Raw genomic sequence first — 12,810 nt, 5'->3', positions numbered from 1 at the left:
GCCGGGTGTTAGGTTCATGCCCGTGACCGATGAACCGGCCGACGGTCTCGACCAGCGCTCCTCGGATTCCCCGTATGTCGAGCGGGTCTACCGCGCGGGGCCGGGCGCGGGGGCGGTTCCGGCGCGGATGCGGTCGGTGGCGAATTCGAACTGGGAGCTGGTCGTGTGGCGCGATCGGGGGGAGACGCAAGTGTCGGTCCGCGGGCCGGAGACCGGTCCGACGGTGGTGGAACTCGGTGCGGGTGTGGGCGAGACGGTCGGGATCATCTTCCGGCACGGCGCGTTTCTGGCGTCGCTGCCGGTGCCGGGGCTGGTCGATACCGCGATATCGAGCCCGTTCACCACGGCTCGCTCGTTCGTGCTCGACGGTGAGGAGTGGGAGATCCCGGGCTACGACAACGCCGATGTGTTCGTGGACCGGCTCGTCCGCGCCGGGCTGTTGCGGCGGGATCCGCTGGTCACCGATGTGCTGCGCGGGGACACGACCACACTGGTGACGCCGCGGTCGGTGCAGCGGCGGGTGGCGGCGGCGACCGGGTTGACGCAGGGCGCGATCCGGCAGATCGAGCGAGCCCGGCTGGCGGTGCAGCTGTTGCGGGAGGGGGTCGCGGCGGTCGAGGTCGCGCAGCGGGCGGGGTATCACGATCAGCCGCATCTGGCGCGGTCGCTGACCCGGTTCACCGGTCGCACGGCCTCGCAGCTGCGGCGCGCCGACGACGAGGAGATGCTGTCGCTCCTGTACAAGACCGAGGTCGAGGTGCGGCCCTAGATTTCGGGGTGACGCCGGAAGACCCGGCACCCGAACATCTTTGGAGGCACTGTCATGGCATTCGCGCAGATCTACGTCAACCTGCCGGTCACCGACCTGGAGGCGAGCACGAAGGTGTACACGGCGATGGGGGGAACGATCAATCCGGACTTCACCGGCGACACCTCGGCGCAGGTGGTTCTCGCCGACGCGATCGTGGTGCAGCTGATGACCCGCGAGACGTTCGCGACGTTCACCGAACGCGACATCGCGAGCGGCTCGCTCGAGGTGATCAACGCGCTGGCGGCCGAATCGCGCGAGGAAGTGGATCGTCTGGCCGACGCGGCGTTGGCCGCGGGCGCCACCGAACCGCGCGCGGCCCAGGACATGGGCTGGCTGTACAACAGGGCGATCGACGATCCGGACGGGCACAGCTGGGAGCTGCTGGCGTACAACCCGAGCGCTGAGGAGGGGGACCCCACCACCGGCCAGAGCCGATAGGCCCTCGCCGCCTTGCGAGACAGTCAGTCCCAGCTAATGAGTGGCGACAGTGGCTGATCCAACCCGGGCGAGCCGGGTGGGCGTCGGCGCGAGGGTCGACGGCCACCCGGCCCGGAGCATGTCCGCTAGTCCTGGTGAACCGTCGCCTTGCCCTCGGCAAACGAGTAGCTGATCGATCCGTGCTCGAAACGGCTGATCTTGCCGCCCTCGATGTCCTCCTCGTCGGAGACCGGGTAGCCCAGCGGGCCGCCCGCGCCGCCCTGGGCCTCCCACGCCTCCCGGATGGCGCCGTACACGGTGTAGGTACCCGTCGGGAGGCTGAAATAGATGACGCCGCCGGTGAATTCCTGATACTTGCCGCCGTTGGGGGCGTCCAGCTCCTCGGAGATCGGCTCACCGAGGGGGCTCGACGCGCCGCCGGCCTCGTTGTAGTGATCGGCGATCGTTCCCTTGATTTCGAATCCCATTCGACAGGTTCCTTCCACGCGAATCTACATTCTGGCTAACGCCGAGCATCACAGTAGCCCAAGTGCGTTCGTTCCGTGGGGCGAGTCACGCGGCGATCAGAATCCGTACACCCGCTGTTTGCCCGCGACGAATGATCAACTCGCTCAGCGGGCTTCGCGGAGAGGCTGGCTACCAGCCAGTTTCCGATGCGAAAGGGCCTGTTGCACACGCGTCGTCAGGTCGGCCGGACGCGAGATCCCAGCATCGCCGCGGCGGCGACCAGGACGAGCAGCGCCGCACCGGTCGTGGTGGCGACGTGGATGCCCGTGACGAACGAGCTCCGGGCGGCGTCGGCCGAGGCGGGGTCGTCGCCCGACCGCGCGAGTGTCTCGCCGAGGGTCGGGGCGAAGTCGCCGCCGGCACGGAACACCAGCGTCGCGAGCGAGCCGAGGAGGGAAAGGCCCAGGGCGTGACCGAGTTCGAGGCTGGTCTCGGAGACGCCGAGCGCCGAGCCCGCCCGTTCCGGCGGCACCGCGGCCACGGCCAGATCGGGCACCAGCATGAACACGATCCCGTAGCCGATGCCCGCGATCGTGGAACCGGTGATGTACCAACCGATTCCGCCGTCGACGCCGATGCCGAGCAGCAGCAGGTTGCCGACGGCGGCCGCGCCGAGCCCGGCCCCGAAGGCGTTGCGCACCCCGAGCCGCCGCGCCACCCGGGCCCCGCTCATCGAGAACACGAACACCGCCATCGCTCCGGGGATGCCGAGCAGGGCCGCCTCGAAGGCGTCGCGCCCGGCCACCGATTGCAGGTACATGCTGGTGAGAGAGCCCATTCCGGCGCCGGAGAGGGTGCCCACCACGCTGGAGGTGACGGCGAGGCGAAATCCCCCGTCCCGGAACAACCGCGGATCCACCAGCGGTTCGGCGAGCCGTCGCTGCCGCCACACGAATACGGTCAGCACCATCGCGCCGACGACGCCCACCCCGATTGTCGCCGCGCTCATGGTCGCCGCGGCGGCCTCCTTCACCGCGTACACCAGCGGCAGGATTCCGGCGATCGACAGCACCACACTCGGCAGATCCAGCGGCCCGCGCCCGCCCGCCCGACGCTCCGGCAGCAGCAGCGGACCCAATGCGAGCAGGACCAGCAGTGCCGGGATATTGATCAAAAACACCGAGCCCCACCAGAAGTCGTGCAGCAGCACCCCGCCGATGATCGGGCCGACGGCCGACCCGCCCGCCGCGAACGCCGTCCACACGGCGATGGCGGTGGAGCGCGCGCGGGGTTCGGGGAACAGGCTCGAGATGAGTGCGAGGCTCGACGGCAGCAGCATCGCACCACCCACGCCCATCAGCGCCCGGGCCGCGATGAGCGCGGCCGCAGTCGGCGCGAACGCGGCGAGCACCGAGGCCAGCCCGAAGACAGTCGCGCCGCCCAGCAGGATCGCGCGCCGGCCGATTCGGTCGCCCAGATTTCCCGTCGTGATCAGCAGTCCCGCCACGACGAACGCGTAGATATCGAGAATCCACAGCCGTTGGGTGGCCGACGGGGTCAGGTCCTCGGTCACCGTCGGCATGGCCAGATACAGGATCGAGACATCCATCGACACCGGTAGGACCGGCAGGATCAGCACGGCCAGGCCCAGCCGGGGCCGGGTGGTAGCGGGGGTATCGATACGGGTCATCACCTGTCCTCCGCTCGGTGCGAACGACGTGCGTGGTCGGCGGCGGCGTGGGTCGAGCGGGCGGGCCAGTGATTAGCTGTTTATTTGCCAGGGTCACATCTTCGAGTATGCCCACTTATTACCGAATGGAAGAAAACGGTAATAACGAATTCGACACGAACGTCGTGTGACTGCTGAGGCGGGAGGGCAGCAATGTGACGGATGAGCAGGAGGCGTTCGGCGACCGATCGCATCGCGCGGCGCGTTGGCGCTGGACGAGAGGGCATACCGACCGCTACTGCTCCGGCGGGGGACCGGTGCGCGTGCCGGGCAGCGTACGGGCCGACAATCGTCATATTTCCCTGAATTTGCGGGCGCGCGTTGGAGTTTCCGCAACGGTTCGATTGTCGAGACGAGTCGGTTGAGTGTGAGCCGTCGTGCCCGTATCGGCCGCGTTTCCCTTCGGCTCGACGGGGGGCACTGTATTCGCGGCGAGACGGGCTTCTCCCGGTGATCGCCGAACGAAGACTCGCGGAGCAAGATTCGCACTTTCGATCTTGGGTGGGCTCCTCGTGCGCAACAGCTCAGCATGGTTCGACCCCGGACTCCGCGCCGAAGGTCGACACCTTCTGCTCAGCGGGGTATAGGGCTGTGGTCCCGCACTCGCGCACGCGAGATCGCCGCCTTGTCGAGGGGGAGCCAGCGACAGTCTCGAGAACTCGCGGCCGAACCGGGCTGCCGTGCGCCGGATGCGCGGTCGCCGGGCGCGACCACTGTCGACGTCGCGGCCGACTCGACCGTTCTCGAACAGGATTCCCGGCGGCGAATACGCGGGTACCGCATCGTCTTTCGGCGACAACCGTCGCAAACGGTTGCGTACCTCGGCGCGCGAATACGCGTGCACCGATAATGCATCACTCTCATGAATGCGAGGCGTACTGCCGGGTCTGATTGCCGTCCCGTTGCCATTGTCGCGTCGTCTTCATCGAATTCTCCCCCCTTTAGTCGAGCTGTTGACAGCGCACCCGCAGGTGGGGCAACCTTGGACCACGCGGTAGTTCCGTCTCGTACGATCTTTCTCGAGCTTTTTCGGCCGTCGGGTGTATCCCCGCCCGAACATCTGATCCTGACCTGTGGGGCTGGTGTGAGCGTAAATACAGATGCAGAGCACACGAAATTCGCGGTGGTGGAGAACGATCTCGACAACCTGGAATATTCGCTTGTGGAAGGCCCCGACGACGTATTCGACGACGGTTTCGAGCCCGTGGTCTGCGATATGGCCGACCTCGACGGCGATGCGGTCGCGCGGAATCGGTTCATCGATCGACTCGGCACGGCCATGGCGGATATCGGTCTCGTCATCCTGATCAACCATGGGGCCGAGGGGGTGCTGCCCGCGGCGACCGACGCGGCGCTGGAGATGTTCACGACGGTACCTCTCGAACGAAAGATGAGATACATCGCGACGGACTGCACATTCGGCGAGCCGCTGCTGATGGGGTACATTCCGCTCCACGAGAGTACGCCGTCGCTGCCGAATTCGGTGGAAGCCTGGGAACTCGACAAATCGGCATTCCGTATTCCGGGGGAGGATGCCAAAAAGGCCCTCACCTTCTGGCCGGAGGAGCGATTCGAGATCGCGTTGCGGCCGTATTGGCAGGCGTGCGAACGCATTGTCCTGCCCCTCGTGCACGCCATGTTCCGATATCTGGGCGTCGAGCCCTCGTTGTACGACGAAGAACTGTCGCCGCCGAACAGCGTGTTGCGGTTCAACCATTATCCGCCGATCGAGGAGGCCGAGGCCGGGCGGACCGGGCGCGTTCTCGCCCACGAGGACTACGGTCTGATCACCCTGCTGCCCGCCACCCCGGTCGAGGGATTGCAGGTCTTCCACCCGCGCCGCAAGACGTGGAGCAGGGTGTACGCGCCCGCCGGATCCTTCGTGATGAACAGCGGCGACTGGCTGAAGATGATCACCAGCGACCATTTCGCGTCCTGCACCCATCGCGTCGGCGTGCCGCGTGACCGCGCCCAGCGGGCCGTGCCCCGCCTCACCATTCCGTATGTGGTCCATCCGCACGAGACGTCGACCGTCGAGGTGTTGCCGGGTTTCGATCCGAAATATCGGCCGATCAGCGGGCGGGATTTCATGACGAGGTTGGCCGCGAGGTACGCGGATCGCTGATCGATCGCCAGGAGGCGGAAACGTGGGTATCAGTAACGCGAAGAAGGCGCTCGGCGCGTACGGCGTGGTGGACAAGGATCTCGATTACTCGCTCGAGGAAAGCCCCGACGACGTGTTCGACGACGGTTTCGCGCCGCCGGTCTGCGATATGTCCGAGCTGACCGGCGACGCGGCGGCACAGGAACGTTTCATCGAGAAGCTCGGCAGCGCGATGGCGGACACCGGGCTCGCGATTCTGATCAATCACGGCATCGATGCCGACCTGCTGGACGTCACCGACGCGCACGCATTGGCGCTGTTCACTACGATTCCCGAGGAACAGAAGCTGAAATTCGCCGCGACGGATTTCGTATACGGCGGAGCGTTCCGCCGCGGGTACTTCGCGGTCCAGGAGTGGACGCCGAACCGGCCGAACGCCGTGGAGGCGTGGGAGTTCTTCCGCGATTCCTTCCGTCTGCCCGGCGAGGATCACGCCAAGGCGCTGAGATTCTGGCCGCACGAGAAGTTCGAAACCGCGCTGCGACCGTATTGGCGGGCGTGCGAGGAAATGACGCTGCCGCTCGTACGAGCCCTCCTCCGCTATCTGGACATCGACGCCTCGATCTACGACGAGGAATTGTCACCGCCGTACGGCGTGCTGCGGATCAACCACTATCCGGCCGTCGCGGACCGGGTGAGCGGGCCCGCGAAGACCGGGCGTTTCATGACCCATGAGGACTACGGCCTGATCACCCTGCTGCCCGCCAATCCGATCGAGGGCTTGCAGGTATTCCACCCGCGGCGCAAAACCTGGAGCCGGGTCACCGCGCCGCGCGGGTCGATGATTCTGAACAGCGGCGACTGGCTTCAACTGGTCAGCAACGACCGTTTCCGCTCCTGTTCGCACCGGGTGTGCGCGCCGCGGGACCCCGGACATCGGGCGATATCCCGGATCTCCGTTCCCTATCTCGTTCTTCCCCGGGAAACCTCGACGCTCGACGTGTGGCCCGGCGGAACTCCCAAATACCGTTCGATCGGCGCGAAGGACTTCATGGCCAAGCTGGCCGGGAAATATGTGGACTACGCCTCCTGACGGCGCGACGAACGAACGGTGCGATGATGGACCACGCAGACTCCGGCCCCGAGAAATTCGTCGCGATCGTAGGGATGGATTGTCGGTTTCCCGGCGCCGATGATCCGGCGGGTTACTGGGAGATTCTGTCCGAGGGACGACACGTCTCCGCCGGTCTCCCCGCCGACCGCGGCTGGGATCTCCGGCGCGTCTACAACGCGGACCCGGCCGTGGAGGGGTCCACGTATATCCAGCGAGGTGGCTTTCTGCCGGATATCGGCGCATTCGATGCCAGCCTGTTCGGGATAGGCCCGCGCGAGGCCACCACAATGGATCCGCAACAACGCATGCTGCTGGAAAGCTCGTGGCTGGCGCTGGAACGCGCGCGGCTGACCCCGCGAGCGCTGAGCGAGGTCCGGGCGGGGGTCTATGTCGGCGCGACCGACAGCTATTACGGTCTGGCGGGCTCGCGGATTCCGGGCCTGGAGCGGCATCTGCTGATGGGCACGATGCTGAGCGCGACCTCCGGACGAATCGCCTACGCCCTCGGGCTCGGCGGGCCCGCCATCACCGTGGACACCGCCTGCTCGTCGGCGCTGGTGGCCGTGCACCTGGCGACGCGGGCGGTGCGGTCCGGCGAGTGCGAGGTGGCGATCGTGGGCAGCGCCACCGCGATCTGCGATCCGTCGATGCTGGCCCGATACTCGCGGCACCGGGTGCTGTCGGTGGATGGCCACTCGCGCGGATTCTCCGCCGACGGCAATGGTTTCGCTCCGGCGGAAGGGGTCGCGTCGTTGGTCCTGATGTCGCTGGAACGAGCGCGGCGGCTGAAAAAGCCTGTGCTGGCGGTGATTCGGGGCAGCGCGGTCAACGAGGACGGGGCCAGCGCCACCTTGCAGGCGCCCAACGGGCGCGCCCAGCGGGCCGTGATCGCCGCCGCGCTCGACGACGCCGGGCTGCGTCCCGAGCACATCGGGGCGATCGAGGCGCACGGGCCGGGCACGCCCCTCGGGGACGCGACCGAGGCCGAGACGCTCCGAGACGGTTACGCGCGGCACCACCGCGCGGACGATCCGCTATGGGTGGGTTCGGTCAAATCGAATATCGGCCACACCCTGGCCGCCGCCGGACTCGCGGGCCTGGTCAAAATGGTGCTGGCGCTCCAACACGAGCGATTGCCCGCCACGCTGCACGTGGAGCATCCCCTCGCGGGAGTCGACTGGTCGGGCGGAATGCGCCTGCTGCGGGAGGCCCGGCCCTGGCCGCGAACGACCGAACCGCGGCGGGCGGGTGTGCTGTCGTACGGGATCACCGGCACCAATGCCCATGTGATCCTCGAGGAGGCGCCCGCACCTCCGGACGTCGGGACAGGACGGCGACGAGGCTCGAATACCTCACCGCGGCAAGAGTTTTCGATGTTGCCGCTGTCCGGGGCGTCGCCGTCCGCGCTCGTCGCCCAGGCGCGGGCGCTCGCCGCGCACATGCGCACCCGACCGGAGCTGTCCGAGGTGGATCTCGGCTGGTCGCTCGGTACGACGCGCAGCGCGCTGGCGCATCGCGCCGTGGTCACCGGAACCGGGCGCGCGGAACTGCTGGCGCGGCTGGACGCCGTCGCCGCGGGGACACCGGTCGTGCCCGGGGTCGCCGTGGGGAAGGTTCGGCACGGACCCGGTCCGGTTTTCGTCTTTCCTGGACAAGGTTCGCAATGGGAGGGGATGGGTGCCCGGCTGCTCCGCGATTCCCCCGTATTCGCCCGCTCGGTGGCACGCTGCGCAGACGCGCTGAAACCCTATGTGACCTTCGACGTGCTCGGCGTGTTGCGGGGGGAGCGGAGTGCGCCGATCGAGCGGGCCGAGGTGATCCAGCCGCTGCTGTTCGCGATGTATGTGTCGCTGGCCGAATTGTGGCGCAGCCTCGGTGTCACGCCCGCGGCCGTCATCGGGCACAGCCAGGGCGAGATCGCCGCGGCGCATGTGGCGGGTGCGCTCACCCTCGACCAGGCCGCCCGCGTGGTGGCGCTGCGCAGCGCCGCGCTGCGAGCGGTCGACCGGCGAGGAGCCATGGCGGCGCTGGCGGTGCCCGCCGAGCGCGCGCGAAAGTTGTTGTTCCGGTGGGACGATCGGCTCGAGGTGGCCGTGGTCAACGGGCCGTCGGCCACGGTCGTCGCCGGTGACTCCGAGGCAATGACGGAGCTGCTGCGCCACTGCGAACACGCCGGTGTCGACACTCGGCTGCTGCCGGTGGACTACGCCTCCCACAGCCAACACATGGAGACCCTGCGCGACCGTATCCACACCGACCTCGCCGACCTCGAATGCCACCCGGCGCGGCTGCCCATCGTCTCCTCGACCACCGGCGAGATCAGCGACGCCACCCGTCTTGACGGCTCGTACTGGTTCGAAAACCTCCGCCGCCCGGTCGATTTCGACGCGGCCATCCGGCGCGCGCTGACCGCGGGCTATCGGCAATTCGTCGAGGTGTCGCCGCACCCCGTGCTGACTGGGGCCATCGACGACATCGCCGCCGCGGTCGACATCGACGCCGGGATCACCGCCACCTTGCAGCGCGAGTGCGGCGGCGGCGCGAACTTCCTCGCCGCCGTCGCCGACGCGCACGCACAGGGCGCCGATATCGATTGGGACGCAGTGTATCCCGACGCGCGCGAGGTCGACCTGCCCACCTACGCGCTGCAACGCCGGTCCTACTGGCTCCCCGCCGACAGGTCACGGGCGGCGCGCGACGGATCGTTCGATACCGCGGACCATCCGCTGATCACCGCCACCACCGACCTGTCCGACGGCGGGCTGTTGTGCCTGGGCCGCCTCGATCCGGGGGAACACGCGTGGTTGGCCGACCACAAGGTGTTCGACCGGGTCATCGTGCCCGCCACGGTGACCGTGGACATTCTCACCTGGTGCGCCGCGCGGGCGGGCGGCGGCGGAATCCGGGACCTGGTGCTGAGTTCCCCGCTGCCACTGCGGGATTCGGCCGTCGACATCCAGGTCGTGTGTGGCCGCCCGGGTAACGACGGCGGCCGCCGACTGACCCTGCACTCCCGCGAGCGCGCGGACACCGGGCCGTGGCGGTGTCACGGCGAGGCGACGACGATCATCGACCCCGCCCCGGCGAACGACGGAGGCGATGCCCGCGACGAGGCGTGGCCGCCGCCCGGCAGCCGTCCCCTGCCGGTGGACGGCTGCTATGCGGTGCTCCGAAACCGAGGCTACGACTACGGTTCCGGCTTCCGGAACCTCACCGCCGCCTGGCGCGTCGGCGACACGCTGTACGCGGAGGTCCGGCTCGGTCGGCAACCGGACGGACCCGCCGAGGGCTTCGCCGTTCATCCCGCGCTGATCGACTCGATCCTGCACGCGCTCCTGCTGTCCGGATCCGAGCGGGACACCCTCGTGCCGTACACGCTCGGCTCCGCGCGCATACTGCCGCGCCGGGCCGATCATCTGCGCGCCACCATAATTCCGGCCGGACCGGACCGTCACCATGTGCGGGTCACCGATACCGAGGGGAACCTCGTCGCGGACTTCCGGGATCTGCTCCTGCGTCCGGTGACCCGACGTGGGCTGCGGGATGTGCTCGCCGCACACGCCTTCCGGATCGCCTGGCGGCCAATTGATTTCGACAGCGACGGCGATACGTCGGGGTGGGCGGTTGTCGGCGCGCACCGTGACCTCCCGGGGGCCGAGGCGCACCCCGATGCCCGCGCGCTGACGCACGCGCTGCGGGCCGGTCGCCGTGTCCCGGAGGTCGTCCTGCTCGATCTCCGTCGCCAGGAACCCGGACTGCCCACGGAAACCGCGCTGTGGGAACGTCTTTCGCGCACGCTGACCGATATGCGGACACTACTGTCCGACGACACGCTCGACCGGACGACGATCGTCTGCCTCACGCGCGGCGCCGCCAGCGCGAGCTTCGCGGAATGCGTGTCGGACGCGGTCGGAGCGGCCTGCGCGGGAATGCTGCGCACGGCCCTGACCGAGAATCCGGGCCGCGTGCGGCTGATCGATCTCGACACCGGCCCGATCGATCCCCGGCTGCTGATCGGCGCGATCGGCTGCGGCCGTCCGCAATTGGCGGTGCGCGGCGGACGGGCCCTCGTCCCGCGGCTGGCTCCCGCGGGCGACGATCTGCTGCGGCCCCCTGCCGTCGACCAACCGTGGCGGCTCGTGCCGGGCGCGGACAAGACCCTGGACGGCGTCGCGACCGCGCCCGCACCCGACCTCACGCAGCCGCTCGAGCCGGATCAGGTGCGGATCCGCGTCGTGGCCGGCGGCGTGAACTTCCGCGATCCGCTCGTCGCGCTCGGCGTCCTCCCGGAAACCGCGCTCGGATTCGAAGTGGCCGGTCATGTCGTGGAGGTGGGCGAACGGGTCCGCGATGTGGCACTCGGCGCTCGCGTCGCCGCGGTCGTGCTGCGCGCGGGCGCGCGGCCCGGGGCGTTCGGGCCCTGGGCGGTCGTCGACCGGCGTGCGCTCCTGCCCGTACCCGACCAGTGGAGCGATGCCGAGGCCGCGGGTGCGCCCATCGCCTTCCTCACCGCCTACCACGCGCTCGTCGAACTCGCCGAGGTCAAACCGGATATGCGCGTGCTGATCCACTCGGCGGCGGGCGGGGTCGGCATGGCGGCCGTGCGGATCGCCACCCTACTCGGAGCCGAAATCTACGCCACCACAAGCCCTTCCAAGCAACGGCTGGTCGAGGCGATGGGAATCCCGCCGGAACGCATCGCCGACTCGCGCACGCTCGGATTCGAACAGCGGATCGCCGACAGCACCGGCGGCGATGGTGTCGATGTCGTCCTCGGCAGTCTGGCGGGCGAGACGGTGGACGCGTCGCTCCGGCTCCTGCGGCCCGGCGGAACCTATATCGAAATGGGGCGGACCGACCTGCGGGATCCCGCCGAGTATCCCGAAATCACCTACGCCGCAATGAATATCGCGGAACTTCCGATGACTCGGGTGGCCGCCGTCCTCGACAGACTCCGGGCGCTGTTCGCCGACGGCGGGTCGGGCCCGCTGCCCGTCCGAACCTGGCACATCGGCCACGCGCGGGAGGTGCTGCGGCACCTCGGGCAGGGCTACAGCACGGGCAAGCTCGTCCTGACCCAGCCCGTCGCGCTCGAACCCGAGGAGACCGTGCTGATCACCGGCGGCACCGGAGGTCTCGGTCGATCGCTCGCGCGTCATCTCGTCACCGCGCACGGTTGCCGTCATCTCGTTCTGGTGAGTCGCCGCGGCGATCGGGCGGCCGAGGCCCGGGAACTGGCGGCCGAACTGCGTGAGCTGGGGGCGGAGATCACGCTCGCGGCCTGCGATGTGTCCGACCGCGCCGCCCTGGCGTCGCTGATCGGCGGTATCCCGGCCCGCCATCCGCTCGGCGCGGTCGTGCACGCCGCGGGGGTGCTGGACGATTGCGTGTTCACCGAGATGACCGACGATCGGCTGCGAAAGGTGTTGGCCCCCAAGGCGTTCGCCGCCCGGTATCTGCACGAGCTGACCGCGGGGACGAAGCTGCGCGCCTTCGTGATGTTCTCGTCGGTCGCGGGGGTGATCGGCACGGCCGGGCAGGCGAACTACGCGGCGGCGAACGCCTTTCTCGACGCGCTGGCCTACCACCGGCACAGCGTGGGGCTGCCCGCCACCTCGATCGCGTGGGGGCTGTGGCGGCAGTCCAGCGGGCTCACCTCCCGCCTCGACGACACCGACCGCGCCCGGCTCGCCCGGCAGGGCATCGCCGCCCTCGACACCGCCGACGCGCTCGCCGTGTTCGATACGGCCCTGGAACAGAACGAGCCGCTGCTCGTCGCCACCGCGCTGTCGCGCGTCGACCCGGATACGCCGCTGGCGGAGATCCTGGCCGAACTGCCTCGGACCCGGACGCCCGCCCCGGACGGCGACGCCGCCGCACCCGAGCCCCGACCGGAGCTCATCGGCCTCCCGCGCGGCGAACGCGTGAAGGCGCTGACCGCGTTGATCCGTGCCCATGCGGCCCTCGTCCTCGGCCACCAGGACCCCGACGCCCTCGCCGCGGACCGGACCTTCCGGGACGCCGGATTCGACTCGCTGTCCAATGTGGAACTGCGCACCCGCCTCACCGGCGCCACCGGCGTGCGGCTCACCGTCGCGAGCATCCTGGACCATCCCACGCCGACCCGGCTCGCCCTGCACATCGATGAGCAACTCCGGTAGCGAGAG

General features: G+C 69.0%; 7 protein-coding genes. 5 read left to right on the top strand and 2 right to left on the bottom strand.

Annotated features, from left to right (window positions below; translation table 11 throughout):
• Positions 1-22: 22 nt before the first annotated feature.
• Complete coding sequence (locus ACFYTQ_RS24440; RefSeq protein WP_387365234.1) at positions 23-769, top strand: helix-turn-helix domain-containing protein; 747 nt, start codon at positions 23-25, stop codon at positions 767-769.
• 54 nt (positions 770-823) lie between these two features.
• On the top strand, positions 824-1,249 hold the full coding sequence (locus ACFYTQ_RS24435) for a VOC family protein (protein ID WP_387365231.1): 426 nt from the start codon (positions 824-826) through the stop codon (positions 1,247-1,249).
• Positions 1,250-1,374: 125 nt separating this feature from the next.
• On the opposite strand, the gene ACFYTQ_RS24430 is transcribed toward ACFYTQ_RS24435, so the two are convergent.
• On the bottom strand, positions 1,375-1,716 hold the full coding sequence (locus tag ACFYTQ_RS24430; protein ID WP_387365228.1) for an LGFP repeat-containing protein: 342 nt from the start codon (positions 1,714-1,716) through the stop codon (positions 1,375-1,377).
• 215 nt (positions 1,717-1,931) lie between these two features.
• Positions 1,932-3,386: an MFS transporter gene (locus ACFYTQ_RS24425; protein ID WP_387365226.1), complete on the bottom strand. Its 1,455-nt coding sequence runs from the start codon at positions 3,384-3,386 to the stop codon at positions 1,932-1,934.
• A 1,162-nt stretch (positions 3,387-4,548) separates the two neighbouring features.
• Between ACFYTQ_RS24425 and ACFYTQ_RS24420 the strand changes: the two genes are divergently transcribed.
• Genes ACFYTQ_RS24420 through ACFYTQ_RS24410 form a run of 3 tightly spaced genes read left to right on the top strand, consistent with a single transcriptional unit; the run spans position 4,549 to position 12,804 of the window.
• A complete protein-coding gene (locus tag ACFYTQ_RS24420; protein WP_387365223.1) occupies positions 4,549-5,550 on the top strand; it encodes a 2OG-Fe(II) oxygenase family protein in 1,002 nt (333 codons plus the stop codon).
• A gap of 22 nt (positions 5,551-5,572) precedes the next feature.
• Entirely contained in the window at positions 5,573-6,622 is a 1,050-nt protein-coding gene (locus ACFYTQ_RS24415) for a 2OG-Fe(II) oxygenase family protein (RefSeq protein ID WP_387365220.1), read from the top strand.
• Between the two features lie 23 nt (positions 6,623-6,645).
• Entirely contained in the window at positions 6,646-12,804 is a 6,159-nt protein-coding gene (locus ACFYTQ_RS24410) for a type I polyketide synthase (protein WP_387365217.1), read from the top strand.
• Positions 12,805-12,810 lie beyond the last annotated feature (6 nt).

It is taken from the genome of Nocardia sp. NPDC004068 (genome assembly GCF_042874315.1).
Taxonomy (GTDB): Bacteria; Actinomycetota; Actinomycetes; order Mycobacteriales; family Mycobacteriaceae; genus Nocardia.
Note: the sequence above shows the minus strand (reverse complement) of the source record. Positions and strands in the feature narration are given on the sequence as shown.

Bases quoted from the DNA above. Each gene is read 5' to 3' on its own strand.
- ACFYTQ_RS24435 (WP_387365231.1), top strand. From the start codon at position 824: ATGGCATTCGCGCAGATCTACGTCAACCTGCCGGTCACCGACCTGGAG.
- ACFYTQ_RS24430 (WP_387365228.1), bottom strand. From the start codon at position 1,716: ATGGGATTCGAAATCAAGGGAACGATCGCCGATCACTACAACGAGGCC.
- ACFYTQ_RS24425 (WP_387365226.1), bottom strand. From the start codon at position 3,386: ATGACCCGTATCGATACCCCCGCTACCACCCGGCCCCGGCTGGGCCTG.
- ACFYTQ_RS24410 (WP_387365217.1), top strand. From the start codon at position 6,646: ATGATGGACCACGCAGACTCCGGCCCCGAGAAATTCGTCGCGATCGTA.